This window comes from Agrococcus sp. TF02-05 (assembly GCF_017565345.1).
Taxonomy (GTDB): Bacteria; Actinomycetota; Actinomycetes; order Actinomycetales; family Microbacteriaceae; genus Agrococcus; species Agrococcus pavilionensis.
The window spans coordinates 19,089-37,880 of record NZ_JAGEKO010000009.1 but is presented as its reverse complement, the minus strand read 5'-3'; the positions used below and the strand labels follow the sequence as shown (position 1 = coordinate 37,880).

Genomic DNA, 18,792 nt, shown 5'->3' with positions numbered 1-18,792 from the left:
ATCGTCAGATTCTTCGAGGCGCCAGGGGGCGCTCGGGACGCCGCCGACGGGCGTCAGGAGCCGCGGACGACGGGCGTCTCGGGGGCGCTCACGTCGAGGATGACCGCAAGCGCCGGGTCTTGCGTCTCGAGCAGCGCGGCGAGCACGTCGGCCTTGAGCTGGCTCTCGTCGGCGCCGCCCCACAGCACCGTCTGCCCGCTGTGCAGGGAGAGCTGGATGTCGGACGGGGTCGGCGCCGCGATCGTCGCGGTCGCCTCGAGCACGCTCCTGGGCACCGACACGAGCACGGTCGCGGCCGCCTCGAACTCCTCGGTGCCGACCGCGACGCCGTCGAGCCGCGGGAGCGCGGCGGTCGACTCGTCGACCCCGCCGAGCACGACGCCAGCCGCGTCGATCACGACCTCGCCAGCATCCCCCGGCACGATGGCCGCGGGCTCGCGCTCGACGATCCGCACGATCACGGTCGACGGCGGCACGATGTCGACCCGGAAGGACTCGATCTGCGGGATGGACCGGAGGCGCGCGGCGACGCCCTCCTCGGTGACCGTCGCGATCGGCTGGCCCATCGAGTCGGCGAGCGCTTGCTGCACGGCGGCGGCGCCGAGGCGCTCGGTGCCCTCGACGCGCACCTCCCGCACCGACATGAGCGGCGACCAGACGAGCCCGACGAGCGCGGCGAGCGCGACCGCGAGACCGCCCACGGCCAGGAGCGCCGTGCGCAGCTGCCTGCGGCGCGCGGCCGTGAAGCGTCGCACCTCCGCGCGCTCGCGGCGCACGCGCGCGCGCTTCGCGGCCCGCGCGGCGCGCGCCGCCTCCCGTGCCTCGGCGCGCTCGGCGCGCCGCTGCTCGCGCTCCGCCTCGCGCCATGCCCGGTCGACGCGCTGGGCGTGCGAGCCGCCCTCGACGAGCGGCTCGACCGGCGCCGTCCCCGCGTCGGTGCCGTCGGCATCCGCCGCCTCGCCCTCGTCGAGGTCGCCGTAGGCGCTCAGCGCCCAGCGCCGCTGCGGCACGGCCTCGGCGGCCTCGCGCTCGAGCGCCTCGCGGCGCGCGCGCACGAGCTCGGCGAGGTCGACGGGCCGCTCCCCCGCCTCCTCGGCCTCGGTTGCGCGGGGCTCGGGCTCGACCGGCTCGAAGCCGTCGGGTCGCCTCACGCCTCGCCGCCCTCCTCGAGCGCCGAGAGCACCTGCGGGATGATGCGGTACACGTCGCCGCACGAGAGCGTCACGATGATGTCTCCCTCGCGCGCGAGCGCAGCCGCGCGCTCGGCCGCGCGCTGCCAGTCGGGCAGGTAGTCGACGTCGGCGGGGTCGGCGAAGCGCTCGGCGACGAGCGCGCCGGTGACGCCGGGGATCGGGTCCTCGCGCGCGCCGTAGACGTCGAGCACGACGGTGTGGTCGGCGACGCGCTCGTACACGGCCGCGAAGTCGGCGGCCATATCGCGCGTGCGGGTGTAGAGGTGCGGCTGGTGGATCGCGATGATCCGGCCGTCGCCGATGACGCTGCGGGCGGCCGTGAGCGCCGCGTCGACCTCGGCGGGGTGGTGCGCGTAGTCGTCGAAGACCCGCACGCCGCGCCGCTCGCCGTGGAGCTCGAAGCGGCGGCCGGTGCCGCGGAAGGCGGCGAGCGCCCGAGCCGCGTCGGCGGGGGCGATGCCGAGCGCGACGAGGGTCGCGAGGGCGCCGGCCGCGTTGACGGCGTTGTGCCGACCGGGCACGCCGGCGGAGAGCTCGAAGCGGGCGCCCGCGACCTCGACGGTGCACTCGGCGCTCTCGCCGAGGCGGACGTCGACGATGCGCACGTCGGCGCCCTCGGCCTCGCCGAACGTCACGACCCGCTCGTGCGTGATCGACTCTCGCACGCGGCGCGCGCCCGGGTCGTCGATCGAGATGACGACGGCCTCGCTCGCCCGGTTCGCGAACTCCGCGAACGCGGCGTCGAACGCCTCGGGCGTGCCGTAGTGATCGAGGTGGTCGGTGTCGACGTTCGTGATGAGCGCGACGGCGACGTCGTAGAGCAGGAACGAGCCGTCGGACTCGTCGGCCTCGAGCACGAACACGTCGGAGTCGCCGTGGCCGCTCGAGACGCCGAGCCCGGCGATGATGCCGCCGTTGACGAATCCCGCCTCGATCCCGAGGCCGTGCAGCCCGACGACGAGCATGCCGGTCGTGGTCGTCTTGCCGTGCGCGCCGGCGACCGCGACGACGCGCTTGCCGCGCGCGAGCACGTGGAGGGCCTGCGAGCGGTGCAGCACGGGGATGCCGGCCTCGCGCGCCGCGAGCAGCTCGGGGTTGTCGGGCCACAGCGCGCTCGTGACGACCACCGCATCCGCCCGGTGCTCGCCCTCGAAGGCGAGGTTCGCGGCGGCGTGGCCGATCGCGACGCTCGCGCCGCGCTCGCGCAGCCGGTCGACGGTCGCCGAGCCGGAGCGGTCGGAGCCCGAGACGGCGATGCCGGCGTCGAGCATCATGTGCGCGATGCCCGACATGCCCGAGCCGCCGATGCCGATGAAGTGCACGCGCTCGATCGACTCGGGGATCGGCTGGGTCAGGTCTGGTTCGATCACGGCTGCCTCCTCGTGGCGGCGGCCCGCTCGATGAGATCGCACATCCGGTCGCTGCCGTCGCTCGCGCCGGCTCCCGCGGAGGCGGAGGCCATCGCCGCGAGGCGATCGGCGTCCCGCAGCAGCGGCACGAGCCGCGCGCGCACCCATTCTGCCGTGAACTCGGCGTCGGCGACGAGCTCGGCTCCCCCGGCTGCGACCTGGTCGGCGGCGTTGAGGCCCTGCTCGCCGTTGCCGTAGGGCAGCGGCACGTAGATCGCGGGCAGCCCGACCGCCATGAGCTCGGAGACCGTGAGGCTCCCCGCGCGGCACACGACGAGATCGGCGGCGGCGAGCGCGAGGTGCATGCGGTCGAGGTACTCGATCGCGACGTAGTGCGGCACGGTCGCGGGCTCGAAGTCGGTCTGGCGTCCCCCCGAGAGGTGCAGGATCTGCCACCCGGCGTCGACGATGTCGGCCGCGGCGGCGACGATCGCGCGGTTGATCGAGCGGGCGCCCTGCGAGCCGCCCGTGACGAGCAGCGTCGGCCGGTCGGTGTCGAGGCCGAGCTCGGCGAGCGCCTCCGGCCGCAGGCTCGCGCGGTCGAGAGCGGTGATCTCGGGACGGAGCGGCATCCCGACGAGCTCGCCCGCGAGGCTCGTCGAGCGATAGGAGATGCCGACGAACCGCGTCCAGCGCGCGCCGAGCAGGTTGGCCATGCCGGGCTTCGCGTTCGCCTCGTGGATCACGATCGGCACGCGCTCGAGCCGCGCCGCGCGGTAGGCGGGCGCCGAGGCGTAGCCGCCGAAGCCGACGACGACCTCGATGCGCCGCTCGCGGATGAGCGCGCGCACCTCGGCGACCGCACGCCGCCAGCGGCCCGGGAAGCGCAGCGCGGCGAGGTCGGGACGGCGTGGGAAGGGCAGCTTCTCGATCGTGGCGAGCTCGAGGCCCGCGCGCGGCACGAGCTCGCGCTCGAGGCCCTCGCGCGTGCCGAGCACGACGAGCTCGGCGTCCGGGTGCCGCTCGCGCAGCCGCTGCGCGGTCGCGAGCAGCGGGTTGACGTGGCCGGCGGTGCCGCCGCCGGCGAGCAGGACGCGCACGGTCAGTCCCGCGCCTCGGCGAGCGAGCGCACGGTCGGGTTGTCGACCCGCTCGAGCGAGAGCACGACGCCGACGATCAGCAGCGCCGCGATGAGCTGCGAGCCGCCCGAGGAGATGAACGGCAGGGGCACGCCCAGCACGGGCAGCAGCCCGAGCACGACGCCGATGTTGACGATCGCCTGGCCGACGAGCCACACCATCGCGGCGCCCGTGACGACGCGCGTCATCTGCAGCGAGGCGTGGCGCACGATGCGCAGCATCGTCCACGCGAGCAGCGCGAAGAGCGCGAGCACGACCGCCGCGCCGAGGAGGCCGAGCTCCTCGCCGATGATGGCGAAGATGTAGTCGTTGTCGGCCTCGGGCAGCCACGACCACTTCGCGCGCGAGTTGCCGAGCCCGACGCCGAAGAGCCCGCCGGCCGAGAGCGCCCACGTGCCGTGGAGCTGCTGCCAGCAGCCGGAGTAGTAGTCGGCGTCGGTGCAGCCCTGGAGGAACGCGGTCACGCGGCGCACGCGCGAGGGGCTCGAGAGCACGACCGGCACGGCGAGCAGTCCGAGCCCGACGGCCGGCAGCGCGAGGTGCCACCACTTGACGCCCGCGAACCACAGCGCGCCGAACGACAGCAGCGCCATGATGACGACCGTGCCGAGGTCGCTGCCGAGCAGGACGAGGCCGATCGAGAGGCCGGCGACGGGACCCGCCGGGATCCACGCCTGCCAGAAGCCGTGGATGCGCGCCTGCTTGCGCGTCATGATCATCGCGAGCCACACGCACAGCGCGACCTTCACGAACTCGGACGGCTGGAGCGAGAAGCCGCCGATGCCGATCCAGTTGCGGTTGCCGTTCGCGCCGAAGCCGAGGGGCGTGAAGACGAGCACCTGCAGCGCGATGCCGAGCATGATGCCGAGCCACGCGAGGCGCTGCCACGTCGTGGCCGGCATGCGGGCCGCGAGCAGCATGAGCACGACGCCCACGGCCGCGAACGCCGCTTGCTTCGCGAAGTCGGTGAAGAAGGAGCCGCCCGCGACGTAGGCCTCGACCGACGACGACGAGAGCACCATGATGAGGCCGAACGCGACGAGGAAGAGCGTCGTGCCCGAGAGCAGGGCCGCGTTGAGGGTCGGCGCGCCGAAGACCGCGCGCACGCGCACGAGCGCGCGTCGGCCCATGCCGGCCGGTCGGGCCTCAGCCGCCGGGGCGGGAGCCGTCGTGGTCGCCACGAGCCCCCCTCTCCCGCACCGCGTCGGCGAACCGGTCGCCGCGCTCCGCGTAGTCAACGAACTGGTCCATGGATGCCGCCGCCGGGGCCAGCAGGACCGTCGCGCCTGGCTCGGCGTGCGATGCGGCCGCCTCGACGGCGATCCGCATCACCGATCCAGTGTCGGGCGTGTCGACCTCGACGACCGGGATGCCGGGCGCGTGTCGTGCGAACGCCTCCACGACGGGCGCGCGGTCGACGCCGATCACGACCGCGGCGGCGACGCGCCGCGCGTGCTTCGCGACGAGCGGGGCGACATCGGCGCCCTTGAAGAGCCCGCCGACGATCCACACGACGGGGTCGAAGGCGCTGAGCGAGCCCTCGGCCGCGTGCGGGTTCGTCGCCTTCGAGTCGTCGACGAAGCGCACGCCGTCGACGATCGCGACGAGCTCGGTGCGGTGGCGGTCGAGCCGGAACGAGCGGATGGCCTCGCGCACGTGGGCAGGATCGGCGCCGACCGCGCGGGCGAGCGCGGCGGCCGCGAGCACGTTGCGCGCCATGTGGGGCGAGCGGAGCCCCGCGGGCTCGAGGTCGTCGAGGTGCGCGAGCTCGAGCGCGCTCGAGCGGCGCTCGTCGAGGAAGGCGCGGTCGACGAGCACGCCGTCGACGATGCCGAGGTCGCTCGGGCCCGGCACGCCGAGCGAGAAGCCGATCGCGCGGCAGCCCTCGACGACGTCGGCCTCCTCGACGAGCCGCATGGTCGCGGCGTCCTCGACGTTGTAGACGGCCGCGATGCGCGCATTGCCGTACACCTTCCCCTTGGCCGCGCGGTACGCATCCGCCGACTCATGCCAGTCGAGGTGGTCGTCGTCGATGTTGAGGCACGCGGCCGAGTGCGGCCAGAGCGCACCGGGACCGTCGGTCGGGAGGCTGTGGAGCTGGAAGCTCGAGAGCTCGACGACGAGCACGTCGAAGCCCTCGGGGTCGCGCACGGCGTCGAGCACGGGCGTGCCGATGTTGCCGACGGGCGCGACGCGCTTGCCCGCCTCGCGCAGCATGTGCGCGGTGAGCTGGGTCGTCGTGGTCTTGCCGTTCGTGCCGGTGACGAGCACCCACTCCGCGGCGCGCACCTTGTCGCGCACGCGCCACGCGAGCTCGATGTCGCCCCAGACCGGGATGCCGTGCTCAGCCACCGCGGCGAGCCACGGGTGGTCGGGCCGCAGCCCGGGCGAGGCGATCACGAGCTCCGCCTCGGCGAGGGCCGCGGGCGACTCGTCGCGGCCGGCCTCGACGATCGGCACGCCCAGCACGCCGAGGATCGTGCGTCGCTCGTCGTCGACGCGCTCGGCGATCGCCGTGACGTCGGCGCCGAGCTCGGCGAGCGTGTCGACCGCGGCGAAGCCCGTCACGCCGAGCCCGAGCACTGCGACGCGGAGGCCCCGCCAGTCGGCGTGCCACGAGGTGAGGTCGTCGAGCCGGCTCACGGGGTCGCGACCTGCCACTGGAAGTAGAACAGCCCGACGCCCGCCGCGACGCACAGCCCCGCGATGATCCAGAAGCGCACGACGACGGTGATCTCGGCCCAGCCCTTGAGCTCGAAGTGGTGGTGCAGCGGGCTCATGAGGAAGATGCGCTTGCCGCCCGTGACCTTGAAGTAGGCGCGCTGCACGATGACGGAGCCGGTCGTGATGATCGGGAGGCCCGCGATGAGCAGCAGCAGCAGGTGCGTGTCGGTCATGACCGCGAGGCCGGCGAGCGCGCCGCCGAGCGCGAGCGAGCCGACATCGCCCATGAACACCTGCGCGGGGCTCGTGTTCCACCACAGGAAGCCGATGAGCGCGGCGGCGATCGTGGCCGCGAGCGTCGCGATGTCGAGCGGCTGCACGACGTCGTAGCAGCGGTAGAGGTCCTCCTCCGCCGCGCCGGGCGTGAAGCACGACTGGTTGAACTGCCAGAACGCGATGAAGGCGTAGCCGATCATCGACAGGATCATCGAGCCGGTCGCGAGGCCGTCGAGCCCGTCCGTGACGTTGACGGCGTTCGCCGCGGAGACGTTGATGAGGGTGATCCACAGCACGAAGACGATGACGCCGATCGCGCCCCACGGCGCGAGGTCGAGCCACGGGATGTCGCGGACGCCCGAGATGACGGGGTCGACGACGGGTCGGCCGCTCGCGCCCACCGGCACGGTGATGGCGAGCACGCCGAACGCGACCGAGACGACGAGCTGGCCGAGCACCTTCGCCCAGCCGCCGAGGCCGAGCGATCGCTGGTTCGAGATCTTCAGGAAGTCGTCGACGAAGCCGACGACGCCCATCCCGACGATGAGCAGCAGGACGAGCAGCACCGGCACGGTCGGGGGGTCCTGCCCGAGCAGCTTGCCGCCGAAGTAGCCCGCGAGGATCGCGACGATGAAGATGAGGCCGCCCATCGTGGGCGTGCCGCGCTTCGTGTGGTGCGACTGCGGGCCGTCGTCGCGGATGAACTGGCCCCAGCCGATGCGCGCGAAGCCGCGGATGAACAGCGGCGTCGCGAGCAGCGAGACGAGCAGCGCGATGCCCGCGGAGGCGATGAGCACGAGCACCTAGCGACCCCCGATCCGGTCGCCGAGGTCCTTGAGGCCCGCGGAGAGCGACGACTTCACGAGCACGACGTCGCCGGGCTCGAGGCTCGAGCGCAGGAGCGCCTCCGCCTCCTCGGCGGTCTCGACCCACGCGGTGTCCTGGCCGAACGACGACTCGAGCTCCGCCGCGTCGTGGATCGCCTTCGCGGCGCTGCCGACGACGACGAGCCGGTCGATGCGCACGCGCACCGCGAGCCGGCCGATGCGGTCGTGCTCCTCGGCCGAGAGCGCGCCGAGCTCCCCCATCTCGCCGAGCACGGCGATCGAGCGGCGCCCGGCCTCGCGCGTCATGTGCGCGAGCGAGCGGATGGCGGCGGCCATCGAGTCGGGGCTCGCGTTGTAGGCGTCGTTGATGACGGTGATCCCGCCGCCCGGCTCGAGCAGCTCCATGCGCCAGCGCTCCGCGCGCTCGAGGCTCCCGAGCGCCGCGATCGCGCGCTCGAGGTCGAGGCCGAGGGCGTCGGCGACGGTGAGGGCTGCGAGCGCGTTCATGACGTGGTGCTCGCCGAGGATGCGCAGGCGCAGGGGCCACGACTCCTCGCCGCGGTGGATGGTCGCGGTCGTGCCCTCGAGGGTCGAGGCGATGTCGCCGGCCCACAGGGTCGTCGGGTCGTCGGCGGTGCCGGGCGACGTGCCGAACCACGCGATGCGCGCGCGCGTCGCGCCCGCCATGCCCGCGACGCGCTCGTCGTCGCGGTTCAGCACGGCGACGTGCGACTCCGCGAGGTCGCGCACCATCTCGGTCTTCGCGCGCGTCGTCGCCTCGACGCCGCCGAACTCGCCCGCGTGGGCGAGGCCGACCTTGAGCACGACCCCGACGTCCGGTTGCGACATGGCCGTCAGGCGGGCGATGTCGCCGACGTAGCTCGCGCCCATCTCGAGCACGAGGTAGCGGGTCGCCTCGTCGATGCGCAGCATCGTCATGGGCGCGCCGACCTCGTTGTTGAACGACTTGATCGGGCTCACGGTCGGCCCGTGCTGCTCGAGGATCGCCTGCAGCATGTTCTTCGTCGTCGTCTTGCCGTTCGAGCCGGTGACGCCGATGACGGTGAGCTCGCCCGCCTCCCGCACGCGGCGGATGACGTCGGCGGCGAGCGCGCCGAGCGCGACGACGCCCGAGTCGACGACGACGTGCGGCACGGCCTGCTCGAGCGGCCGCTCGGCGATGACGAGCGCCGCGCCCGCGGCGACGGCCGCGTCGACGAAGCGGTGGCCGTCGGTCGACTCCCCCGGCATCGCGACGAAGGCGCCGCCGGGCGTCACGAGTCGCGAGTCGGTCTCTACCGAGCCCGTCACGAGCACGTCGTCGCCGTGGAGCGCTCCGCCGACGGCTGCCGCGATCTCGCGGGCGCGCATCCGGAGCATCAGCGCGCGTCCCGCCCGGCGCGCTCGCCGCGCTCCTCGGTGGGCCAGCCGGCCTCCTCGAGCGCGCGACGCGCCTCGGCGCGCGCGTCGAAGGGCTCGCGCACGCCGGCGACGTCGCGGTAGTCGGCGTCGCCCGGGCCCGCCCAGAGCACGGTGTCGCCCGGCCCGGCGAGGCGCAGCGCCTCGCGGATCGCCGCCTCCTCGGGCGACGACTCGATGACGGGCTTGTCGCCCGCGGCCGCGCGAGCGCCCTCGAGCACCTGGGCGCGGATGCTCGCGGCGTCCTCGGTGCGCGGGTTGAAGTCGGTCACGACGACGGCGTCGGCGAGCTCGGCCGCGATGCGGCCCATGTCGACGCGCTTGGTCGCGTCGCGGTCGCCGTCGGCGCCGAAGAGCATGACGAGGCGCCCCTCGGTGACGCGCCGGAGCGCCTCGAGCGTCTGCGCGAAGGCGTCGGGGCTGTGGCCGTAGTCGAGGAAGACCGCCGGGCCGCCCTCGCCCGAGACGCGCTCGATGCGGCCGGGGAGGGTGGGGCGCATGCCGCGGTCGATCACCTCGGCGATCGCCTCCATCTCGAACCCGTCCTCGACGAGCATGAGGATCGCGATCGCGGCGTCGATCGCCATGTGCCGGCCGATGAAGGGGATCTGCACCTCGATCGCGCCGCCGTCGATGCCCGTGAGCGTGAACGAGGTCGAGGAGGGCGTCTCCTCCCAGATGTCGACGTGCCAGTCGGCGTCGACCCCCGGCTCGCTCGTCACCGTCGTGACGGGGATGCGGCTGCGCTCGGCGATGCGGCGGCCCCACTCGGTGTCGACGCACACGACGCCGCGCTCGGCGCGATCGGGGGTGAAGAGCTCGGCCTTGACGTCGAAGTAGGCATCCATCGAGCCGTAGTCGTCGAGGTGGTCGTGGCTGAGGTTCGTGAAGGCGACGACGTCGAAGACGACGCCGTCGACGCGGTGCCGCTCGATGGCCTGCGCGCTCACCTCGAGCACCGCGGCGCGCACGCCGGCCTCGCGCATCCGCGCGAGCAGCGCGTGCAGCTCGCTCGCCTCGGGGGTCGTGAGCTTCGACGTCACGACGAGGTCGCCGACGTGCCGCTCGGCGGTCGTCGAGAGGCCCGTGACGAAGCCGAGGTCGGCGAGCAGGCCCTCGAGCATGAAGGAGGTCGAGGTCTTGCCGTTCGTGCCCGTGATGCCGAAGAGCCGGGGGCGGTCCTCGCCCGTGCGGTACACCCAGGCCGAGATCTCGCCGAGCGCGGCGCGCGGGTCGTCGAGCACGATGACGGGCGCGCCCGTCTCGAGCATCGCGGCGCCCGCGGCATCGGTGACCACCGCGACCGCGCCCTGCTCGAGCGCCGCCGCGGCGAACTCCGCGCCGTGGCGCCGGGCGCCGGGCAGCGCGGCGAAGAGGTCGCCGGGCTCGACGTCGCTCGAGTCGAGCGTCACGCCCGTCACCTCGATGCCGTCGAGGTCGGCCTCGACCGCGAGCTCGAACGCCTCGACGAGGCCGGTGAGCGGCCTGGGCGCGGGGTGCTCGGGCCGCAGGATCCTCGGTGCGACGGGTCCCACGGACATCCTCTCCTCGTGCATCGCTCTCATGGCTGATCGGCGGTCCACTCGAGCGGGATCTCCGGCTGCTGGGTCGTGCTGGGCGGGATGTCGAAGTGGCGGATCAAGAGGTTCACCATATCGTGGAAGGCCGGGATGGCCCCGCCGCTCGTGCGGATCGTCTGGGGGCTGTCGTACATCGTGAGCACGACGAACTGCGGGTCGTCGACGGGGAACACGCCCGCGACCGAGATCATCATCCGGTTCGGGTCGTAGCCCGATCCGTCCTCGTACGCCATCTGCGCCGTGCCGGTCTTCGCGGCGATGCGGTAGCCCTCGATCGGGAACGTGTCGTAGCCGTAGTCGGTCACGACGTTCTCGAGCACCTCGAGCGTCTGGCGCGCGGTCGTGTCGCTCACGACCCGCTCCCCCTCGCCGACCTCGGGCGCGGTGACCTCGCCCTCGGCGTCGGTGCAGCCGGCGATGAGCCGCGCGGGCAGGTGCACGCCGCCGTTCGCGAGTGCCTGGTAGGCCGACGCGAGCTGGATGGGCGTCGCGGCGATGCCCTGGCCGAAGAGCACGTTGAGCTGCGTCTGCGCGTCGAGGTTCGCGGGGTTCCGGAGCGGCACCGGCTGCTCGCCGGCGAAGTCGACCGCGGTCGTCTCGCCGAAGCCGAAGCGATCGAGGTACTCGTAGTAGTCGCTCGTCGCCATGGGCTCTGCGAGCCGCACCATGCCGGAGTTCGACGAGTTGACGAGGATGCCGGCGGCCGTCCACTGCTCGACCTCGTGCGAGAGGGCGTCGCGCACGCGCACGCCGGGCGCCGTGTACGTCCACGGCACGCTCAGCTCGTCGCGCGGCGTGATGATGCCGAGGTCGAGCATCGCGGCGAACGAGAACGCCTTGAAGATCGAGCCGGGCTCGTAGGCGGCGGTGAACGCGCGCGAGCCGCGGTCGCGGGAGTCGGATGCGGTCGGGTCGTTGGGGTCGACGGTCGCCGACTCGGCGACCGCGACGATCGAGCCGTCGGCGCGCATGACGATGCTCGTGCCGCTGCGCGCGCGCAGCTGCGACGTGTACTGCTGCGTGAGCTGCTGCACCTGGAACTGCACGTCGGCGTCGATCGTGAGCTGCACCGAGCCGCCGTCGACGGCGGGCCGCGTCGTCATCGAGCCGGGGATGGGCGTGCCGTCGGCGCCGCGGTCGAAGACCCGCGAGCCCGACTCGGCGCGGAGGCACTCGTCCTCGGATCGCTCGACGCCAGCGAGCGGCTCGTCGGCGCCCATGAAGCCGACCAGGTTGCCCGCGACCGAGCCCGAGGGGTAGATCCGCTGCGGGTTGAGGCGCAGGTAGACGTAGGGCAGGCCGAGGTCGCGCACCGCCTCGAACTGCGCGACGTCGAGGCCGCCGACGAGCAGCAGGTAGTCGGAGTCGGGGTCGCGCTCGAGCTCGGCGAGGATCTTCGCCTGCAGGTCGACGGGGTCCTGCCCCGTGATGGCGCCGATCTCGACGAGCGCGTCGCCGACCGTGAGCGTCTCGTCGACGCGGTCGATGCCGGGCTGCAGGTCGCGCGTGTAGCGCGGCGAGATCGTGAGGTCCCAGCGGTCGACGCTCTCGGCGAGCACGGTGCCGTTCGCGTCGACGATGGGCCCGCGCGTGCCGAAGATCGTCTGCGTCACCCCGCGCCGCCCATCCGCCTCGGCGTTGAGGGCCTCGGCGCGCACGAGCTGGATGTCGGCGAGCCGCACGACGAACACGGCGAGGAGGGCGAACGTGAGGATGGCGACCACGACGGTCCGCACCCGATCGCTGCTGCGCTTCGCGCTCGCGGCCACGCTCACCTGCGCTTCCTGCTCGGCGGCCGAGCTTCCATGTCGACGTGCACGGTATCGGCGACGGGGCGCGCGACCGTGCCGCCACGCCCTCGCCGGCTCACTCCTGGCCGGGGGCCGGCAGCAGCGTGCCGGGCGCGACGGTCGTCGGCTCGACCGCCTGCACGGCCGCGGGCGCCGTCGCCTCGATCGCGGGGGCGCTCTCGCCGGCGGGCAGCAGCATGCCCGGGTAGGGCTCGATCGCGGCGGCCTGCACGTGGGCGACGGATGCGGCGACCTCGGGCTGGGCGGTGAGGAGCGAGTTGGGCACGTACATGCCGAAGCCGTCGACGGCCGGCACCTGCATGTGGAGCGCGTCGGGGCCGCCCGCGGTCGACGTCGACGCGAGCGTGAGGAACTGCGAGGGCTGGCCGGCGAGCATGCCGAGCTCGGCGCCCGCGACGGCGACGTGCTGCGGCGAGCTCAGCACGGCGAGCTCCTCCGCGACGCTCTGCTCGGCGCGGGCGAGGCTCGTCGACTCGGCCTGCAGCGCGCTCATCCGGTAGGCGCCCTCGCTGATGACGACCGAGAGGCCGAGCTGCGCGCACACGATGCCGGCGAGCCCCGCGAGGGCGATGACGCCGTGCACGAGCCGCGGGGCACGCCGGGGCGCGACTCGCGGCGTCGGCAGCGCGCGGAGGTGCCGCTCCGCGGGCGCCTCGGGCGCGGGCAGCGGCTGTGCGTGCAGGTCGAGGACGCTCAGGCTGGTCATGGCTGCTCCCGGTTGGTCGAGTGGGTCGAAGCGGGTCGGATGCGCTCGGCCGCGCGCAGGCGGACGGGCGCGGATCGGGGGTTGCGCGCGCGCTCGGCCTCGTCGGCGAGCTCGGCGCCGCGCACGAGGAGCCGCAGGTGCGGCGCGTGCTCCGGCAGCTCGACGGGCAGGTCGCGCGGGGCGGTCGAGGCCGACGCGGCCTGCAGCGCGCGCTTGACCACGCGGTCCTCGAGCGACTGGTACGAGAGCACGACGAGCCGGCCGCCGACGGCCAGCGCGTCGATCGCGGCGGGCATCGTGCGCTCGAGGATCGCGAGCTCCTGGTTGACCTCGATGCGCAGCGCCTGGAAGACGCGCTTCGCGGGGTGGCCCTGGTTGGCGAGCGCGCGCGGCGTCGCGGCCTGCAGGATGTCGACGAGCCGCGCGGACGTCTCGATCGGCGCCTCGGCGCGCGCGGCGACGATAGCCCGCGCGTAGCGGTCGGCGAGCTTCTCGTCGCCGTAGACGCGGAAGAGCCGGGCGAGCTCGCGGTCGCTGCGCTCCGCGAGGATCGTCGCGGCCGTCACGTCGCCCGCCTGCCCCATGCGCATGTCGAGCGGGGCGTCCTTCGCGTAGGCGAAGCCGCGCTCGGCGTCGTCGAGCTGCAGGCTCGAGACGCCGAGGTCGAGCAGGATGCCGTCGGCGTGCTCGGCACCGGCTGCCTCGAGCGCGAGGTCGATGCGGTCGTAGGTGGTCTGCACGGGCACGAAGCGGTCGCCGAAGGGCGCGAGGCGCTGGCCCGCGAGCCGGATGGCGTCGGGGTCGCGGTCGATGCCGGCGACGCGGAGCGTCGGGTGCGCCGCGAGCATCGCCTCGGTGTGGCCGCCCATGCCGAGCGTGCCGTCGACGACGAGCGGGGCGCGCCCCTCGCCGGCGGCGCGCTCGATCGCGGGCGCGAGCAGCTCGAGGGTGCGCTCGAGCATGACGGGGATGTGGAGGTCGGATGCGTCCATGGGCTTCGGGCGGTCCGACCCGGCCCCTGATCCCCATCCGTGCGACGCGCCACCGGGGAAGGTGCGGCGCGGCGACCGGCTGAGGGTCACGGGTCGGGTCAGAAGATGCCGGGGATCACCTCCTCCGTCGTCGCAGCGAAGTCGGCCTCCTTGGCCGCGTAGTAGGCGTTCCACGCCTCGGTGTCCCAGATCTCGGCGCGGGAGCCCGCGCCGATCACGGTGAGCTCGCGGCCGAGGCCGGCGTACTCGCGGAGGTTCGAGGGGATCGTGACGCGGTGCTGGCTGTCGGGCTGCTCGCTCGAGGCGCCCGAGAGGAAGAGCCGCAGGAAGTCGCGCGCACCGGCCGAGGTGAGCGGCGCCTGCCGGATCTGCTCGTGGACGCGCTCGAACTCGCGCATCGAGAAGACGTAGATGCACCGCTCCTGGCCGCGCGTGAGCACGAGCCCGCCCTCGAGCTCCTGGCGGAACCGGGCGGGGAGGATCACGCGGCCCTTGTCGTCGAGCTTGGGCGTGTGCGTGCCGAGGAACACGGTGCCCCCTCTCGTCCGGCCTGCGAGCAGATGCTGCGCCGGGTCACCCCGACTTCCTCCACTCTACTCCACTGACCGCCACATCAGCCTAGGAATCCTCTGCATTCACCCGCGTGTTGCGCAGGATTCTGCGGAGGATCGCGGTGGAGGGATTCGGCCGAGATTCGCGCTGGATCGGCCGCACGATGGGGCGCAGGAGCGCACGAGGGCGCGAAAAAGGGACCGACTCGGGTGAGTCGGTCCCTGGGGGAGGAAGGTGGAGGGGGTGGGGACTGGAGCTGGATCCGGTGTCGCTCGGGTCAGCAGTGGGTCTCGATGCGCGCGCGGCTGCGCCGCGCGCTACTCGACCCTGAGCCCTGCGCGCTCACCGTGAAGGTGAGCGCTGCGGGCTCAGCGCTGGTTGCGGTCGTCCCACTCCTCGGCGAGGCGGTCCATGAGGCTCGTCGACTGCTTCGTCGCGGCGGGGCCCTCGCCCATCGCGCCGGTTCGCGGCACGTCGTCGCCCGACGCGGGTCGCGAGGCGGAGAGCGCCCACAGCGCGCCGAGCACCGCGACGCCGAAGCCGGCGACGCCGATGATGGCGAGCTTCATGAGCACGCCCACGACGATGAGGACGAGGCCGGCGACGACGCCGAGGACGCCGACGGCCACCTTCGTGTAGTCGACCGTGCGAGGCCCGCTCGTCGTCGCGACGATGTCCGCCTCGTGCTTGTAGAGATTGCGCTCCATCTCGTCGAGCAGTCGCTGCTCGTGCTCGGAGAGGCCCATCTCGCACCCCCCTTCGTCCGACCGGTGCGGAGCGCCAGTCTACGCATCACTCCTGTCAATAGCATGTGGGTTGTGTCCGCACAGCAGCGCTTCGCCCGAGCAGTCGAGGGCTCGATCGACCAGTACCTCGACGCGCGCGAGCGCGCCCTCGCCCGCATCTCCCCCGATGCCGAGCCGCTCGTGCGGCACGTGCGCGCGATGGTCTCGGGGGGCAAGCGCGTGCGCAGCGCCTTCGTGCTGTGGGGCTGGCACGCGGTCGCCGCCGCGCGGCCCGGCGCGACGCACGAGGCGGGCACCGAGCGCGACCCGGAGTGGGCCGACGTCGTCGGCGTCGCGACCGCGATGGAGCTCTTCCACGCAGCCGCGCTCGTGCACGACGACATCATCGACGCATCCGACACCCGCCGCGGGCGTCCCGCGATGCACCGCGCGCTCGAGGCGATGCACCGCGAGGGCGAGTGGGTGGGCGAGCCGGAGTCGTGGGGCACGAGCGCCGCGATCCTCGTCGGCGACCTGCTGCTCAACTGGGCCGACGACCGCATGGTCGAGGCGTGCCGCGGCGCCGCGCACGGCGAGCGCGTGCACGACGCCTACCGGCGCATGCGCGAGGAGGTCACGTTCGGCCAGTACCTCGACGTGCTCGAGGAGGCCGCGTGGATCCGGCAGGACCCGGATGCCCTGCTCGACCGGGCGCACACCGTCGCGGTCTTCAAGTCGGCGAAGTACTCCGTCGAGGCGCCGCTCGCGCTCGGCGCGCTCCTCGCGGGCGGCGACGACGCGCAGCTCGACGCGCTCGCGGGCTACGGCCTGCCGCTCGGCGTCGCGTTCCAGATGCGCGATGACCTGCTCGGCGTCTTCGGCGACCCGGCGGTCACGGGGAAGCCCGCGGGCGACGACCTGCGCGAGGGCAAGCGCACGGTGCTCATCGAGATCGCGCGGCAGCGGCTCGCGCCCGGCGTCCGCACGATGCTCGACGAGCTGCTCGGCGACCGCGAGCTCGACGAGCGGCAGGTCGCGGTGCTGCAGGACGCGATCGCCGGCTCGGAGGCGCCCGCGCGGCTCGAGGCGCTCATCGACCGGGCGGTCGGCGAGGCGCTCGAGTCGCTCCACGAGGGCGAGCTCTCGCGCGCGGCGATGCTCGAGCTCGAGCGGCTCGCCGACACGGTCGCGAAGCGCGACCGCTAGCGCTCAGCCGAGCAGCTGCGCCGCGCGGCGCACGGCGGCCTTCGCGCCGCCGCGCATCGCCTCGACCGGCGGCACGCCGAGCGAGTCGTCCTCCGCGAGCAGCCAGTCGATCGCCTCGTCCTCGGTGAAGCCCTGGTCGAGCAGCACGAGCAGCGTGCCGCGCAGCTCGGGCAGCGGCTCGCCGTCCTTCACGCACAGCGCCGGCACCTGGAGGGGGCCGTTGCGCCGCGTGGCGGGCAGGCGATGCTCCTCGATCAGGCGATGGATGCGCCCCACGGGCTGGCCGAGCAGTGTCACGAGGTCGGGCACGGAGAGCCATGCGGTGTCTTGCGTCACGCGTCCATCTTGGCATTCTCGGCTCCGCCAGCGTGGGTGCGGGGCGGACGCCCCGCCGCCGCCTATCCTCGCTTCGTGCCCGTCGACTCCCGCGATCCCGTCATCGGACGGATGATCGACCGTCGCTACGAGGTGGGCGAGCGCATCGCGCGCGGCGGCATGGCGAGCGTCTACGAGGGCGTCGACCTGCGGCTCGACCGGAAGGTCGCCGTCAAGGTCATGCACCCGCACCTGAGCGACGACGAGGACTTCCGGGAGCGCTTCATCCAGGAGGCGAAGGCGGCGGCCCGCCTCGCGCATCCGAACGTCGTCAACACGTACGACCAGGGCGAGGAGGGCGAGCTCGCGTGGCTCGTCATGGAGCTCGTGCCCTCCATCACGCTGCGCGACCTGCTCGCCGAGCGCGGGCGCATCACGCCCGAGCAGGCGCTCGACGTGCTCGAGGCGATCCTCGCGGGGCTCTCGGCCGCGCACCGCGCCGGCATCGTGCACCGCGACCTCAAGCCCGAGAACATCCTGCTCGCGCACGACGGGCGCATCAAGATCGGCGACTTCGGCCTCGCGCGCGCCGCGACGGCGAACACCGCGACGGGCAAGGCGCTGCTCGGCACGATCGCCTACCTCTCCCCCGAGCTCGTCACGCGCGGCGTCGCCGACGCCCGCAGCGACATCTACGCCGTCGGGATCATGCTGTTCGAGATGCTCACCGGCAAGCAGCCCTTCACGGGCGACGAGCCGATGCAGATCGCCTTCCAGCACGCGAACGAGCAGGTGCCGCTGCCGTCGACCGAGGCGCCGGGCGTGCCCGAGCAGCTCGACGCGCTCGTGCACTGGGCGACGCAGCGCGACCCCAACCTGCGGCCCGCCGACGCGACCGAGATGCTCGCAGAGGTGCAGTCGATCCGCGACCGCGGCCTCGACGCGCGCACCGCGCTGCTCCCCGCCCTCTCGGAGGACGACCGCTCGACGACCGTCATCGAGCGGCCGAAGCCCCCGCGCCGCATCGCGGCCGCGCCGGAGGTCGTGCACGACTCGGGCGACGGGGTCGCCGCGAGCGCGCTCGCGCGGCGCGCGACCGTGCGGCGCAGGCGGGGGATGCTGTGGCTCGCGGTCGTCGTGATCGGCGCCCTCGTCGCGGCGGGGCTCGGCTGGTGGTTCAACCTCGGGCCCGGCGGCCGCTCGATGGTGCCGGACGTCTCCGGCGAGCCCGCCGACGCCGCGATCGCGATGCTCGCCGAGCACGGCATCGAGGTGTCGGAGACCGTCGAGGAGCCCGACTACGACGTGCAGGCGGGGCTCGCCCTCCGCACCGATCCCGGCGCGGGCACCGAGCTCGCGAACGGGGAGCCCGTGCGGCTCATCGTCTCCTCCGGCCGGCGGAGCCTCGCGGTGCCGGCACTCACGGGCATGCCGCTCGAGGAGGCCCGCGCCGCGATCGAGGCGGCTGAGTTCACCGTCGCCGAGGGCGATCCCGATCTCGTGTTCGACCAGGCGCCCGCCGACACCGTGCTCGCCGCCTTCGCGCCGGACGGCACCGACCTCGCGGAGCTCGAGTCGCTCGAGGAGCGCTCCCCCATCGCGCTGCGCGTCTCGCTCGGCCCCATCCCCGCCGCCGCGGGGCAGAGCGCCGCCGAGGCGGCCGCGGCGCTCGAGCAGGTCGGGCTCGTCGCCGACTTCTCGGAGGAGCACTCGCTCGAGGTCCCCGAGGGGCAGCTCATCTCCGTCGCGATCCCGAGCGATGGGCTCGTGCGCCGCGGCGCGACGATCGGCGGCGTCGTCTCGCTCGGGCCGCGCATGATCGAGGTTCCCGACGTCGTGGGCGACCCCATCCCCGAGGCCGTGCAAGCCATCCGGGACGCCGGCCTCGTGCCCGACCTCCGCACGAACGTGCCGTCGCCGCTGCAGGCGCTCGCGGCGATCCTCTCGCAGGAGCCGGGCGCCCCCGGCCCGGTCGTCGAGGGCTCGACGATCGTCATCGACGCGACCTACTGAGCCTCGTCGACCGCGCCGCCGAGCA

At 73.8% G+C, this 18,792-nt stretch carries 16 protein-coding genes; 2 read left to right on the top strand and 14 right to left on the bottom strand.

Annotated features, from left to right (window positions below; genetic code table 11):
• Positions 1–53 precede the first annotated feature (53 nt).
• From JQT67_RS13790 to JQT67_RS10095, 13 genes are all read right to left on the bottom strand, one after another.
• Positions 54–1,151 carry an FtsQ-type POTRA domain-containing protein gene (locus tag JQT67_RS13790; protein ID WP_208064563.1) on the bottom strand — a complete coding sequence of 366 codons (1,098 nt, stop codon included), beginning with the start codon at positions 1,149–1,151 and terminating at the stop codon, positions 54–56.
• Positions 1,148–2,563, bottom strand: coding sequence for a UDP-N-acetylmuramate--L-alanine ligase (gene murC / locus JQT67_RS10150; protein WP_208064562.1), 1,416 nt, complete (start codon positions 2,561–2,563; stop codon positions 1,148–1,150). Before murC ends, JQT67_RS13790 begins: the two co-directional genes overlap by 4 nt.
• Positions 2,560–3,648 (bottom strand): undecaprenyldiphospho-muramoylpentapeptide beta-N-acetylglucosaminyltransferase, encoded by a 1,089-nt coding sequence (gene murG, locus JQT67_RS10145; RefSeq protein WP_208064613.1) that lies wholly within the window; start codon positions 3,646–3,648, stop codon positions 2,560–2,562. The genes murC and murG overlap by 4 nt, the downstream gene beginning before the upstream one ends.
• Complete coding sequence (gene ftsW / locus JQT67_RS10140; RefSeq protein WP_208064561.1) at positions 3,645–4,862, bottom strand: putative lipid II flippase FtsW; 1,218 nt, start codon at positions 4,860–4,862, stop codon at positions 3,645–3,647. Before ftsW ends, murG begins: the two co-directional genes overlap by 4 nt.
• Entirely contained in the window at positions 4,828–6,342 is a 1,515-nt protein-coding gene (gene murD, locus JQT67_RS10135; protein WP_307864299.1) for a UDP-N-acetylmuramoyl-L-alanine--D-glutamate ligase, read from the bottom strand. Before murD ends, ftsW begins: the two co-directional genes overlap by 35 nt.
• Positions 6,321–7,424, bottom strand: coding sequence for a phospho-N-acetylmuramoyl-pentapeptide-transferase (gene mraY / locus JQT67_RS10130; protein WP_208064560.1), 1,104 nt, complete (start codon positions 7,422–7,424; stop codon positions 6,321–6,323). Before mraY ends, murD begins: the two co-directional genes overlap by 22 nt.
• Positions 7,425–8,828: a UDP-N-acetylmuramoyl-tripeptide--D-alanyl-D-alanine ligase gene (murF, locus tag JQT67_RS10125; protein ID WP_208064559.1), complete on the bottom strand. Its 1,404-nt coding sequence runs from the start codon at positions 8,826–8,828 to the stop codon at positions 7,425–7,427.
• Positions 8,828–10,408: a UDP-N-acetylmuramoyl-L-alanyl-D-glutamate--2,6-diaminopimelate ligase gene (locus JQT67_RS10120; protein ID WP_208064558.1), complete on the bottom strand. Its 1,581-nt coding sequence runs from the start codon at positions 10,406–10,408 to the stop codon at positions 8,828–8,830. Before JQT67_RS10120 ends, murF begins: the two co-directional genes overlap by 1 nt.
• A 20-nt stretch (positions 10,409–10,428) precedes the next feature.
• Positions 10,429–12,222, bottom strand: a complete 1,794-nt coding sequence (locus tag JQT67_RS13785; RefSeq protein ID WP_208064557.1) for a penicillin-binding protein 2 — start codon at positions 12,220–12,222, stop codon at positions 10,429–10,431.
• 91 nt (positions 12,223–12,313) lie between these two features.
• Positions 12,314–12,964 carry a hypothetical protein gene (locus JQT67_RS10110; RefSeq protein WP_208064556.1) on the bottom strand — a complete coding sequence of 217 codons (651 nt, stop codon included), beginning with the start codon at positions 12,962–12,964 and terminating at the stop codon, positions 12,314–12,316.
• Positions 12,961–13,956 (bottom strand): 16S rRNA (cytosine(1402)-N(4))-methyltransferase RsmH, encoded by a 996-nt coding sequence (rsmH, locus tag JQT67_RS10105; RefSeq protein ID WP_208064555.1) that lies wholly within the window; start codon positions 13,954–13,956, stop codon positions 12,961–12,963. The genes JQT67_RS10110 and rsmH overlap by 4 nt, the downstream gene beginning before the upstream one ends.
• 98 nt (positions 13,957–14,054) lie before the next feature.
• On the bottom strand, positions 14,055–14,486 hold the full coding sequence (gene mraZ, locus JQT67_RS10100; protein ID WP_021011634.1) for a division/cell wall cluster transcriptional repressor MraZ: 432 nt from the start codon (positions 14,484–14,486) through the stop codon (positions 14,055–14,057).
• A 390-nt stretch (positions 14,487–14,876) separates the two neighbouring features.
• A complete protein-coding gene (locus tag JQT67_RS10095; protein ID WP_021011633.1) occupies positions 14,877–15,254 on the bottom strand; it encodes a DUF3040 domain-containing protein in 378 nt (125 codons plus the stop codon).
• A gap of 72 nt (positions 15,255–15,326) precedes the next feature.
• Between JQT67_RS10095 and JQT67_RS10090 the strand changes: the two genes are divergently transcribed.
• Positions 15,327–16,439, top strand: coding sequence for a polyprenyl synthetase family protein (locus tag JQT67_RS10090; protein WP_307864297.1), 1,113 nt, complete (start codon positions 15,327–15,329; stop codon positions 16,437–16,439).
• Between the two features lie 3 nt (positions 16,440–16,442).
• Here the strand turns inward: JQT67_RS10090 and JQT67_RS10085 are convergent, their stop codons facing one another.
• Positions 16,443–16,775, bottom strand: a complete 333-nt coding sequence (locus JQT67_RS10085; protein ID WP_021011631.1) for an Rv2175c family DNA-binding protein — start codon at positions 16,773–16,775, stop codon at positions 16,443–16,445.
• 75 nt (positions 16,776–16,850) lie between these two features.
• Between JQT67_RS10085 and pknB the strand changes: the two genes are divergently transcribed.
• A complete protein-coding gene (gene pknB / locus JQT67_RS10080; protein WP_208064553.1) occupies positions 16,851–18,767 on the top strand; it encodes a Stk1 family PASTA domain-containing Ser/Thr kinase in 1,917 nt (638 codons plus the stop codon).
• Positions 18,768–18,792 lie beyond the last annotated feature (25 nt).

What these genes read in the sequence shown, in the direction of transcription:
- murF (WP_208064559.1), bottom strand. Translation starts at nt 8,828, where the DNA reads ATGCTCCGGATGCGCGCCCGCGAGATCGCGGCAGCCGTCGGCGGAGCG.
- JQT67_RS10120 (WP_208064558.1), bottom strand. Translation starts at nt 10,408, where the DNA reads ATGTCCGTGGGACCCGTCGCACCGAGGATCCTGCGGCCCGAGCACCCC.
- JQT67_RS10110 (WP_208064556.1), bottom strand. Translation starts at nt 12,964, where the DNA reads ATGACCAGCCTGAGCGTCCTCGACCTGCACGCACAGCCGCTGCCCGCG.
- rsmH (WP_208064555.1), bottom strand. Translation starts at nt 13,956, where the DNA reads ATGGACGCATCCGACCTCCACATCCCCGTCATGCTCGAGCGCACCCTC.
- JQT67_RS10095 (WP_021011633.1), bottom strand. Translation starts at nt 15,254, where the DNA reads ATGGGCCTCTCCGAGCACGAGCAGCGACTGCTCGACGAGATGGAGCGC.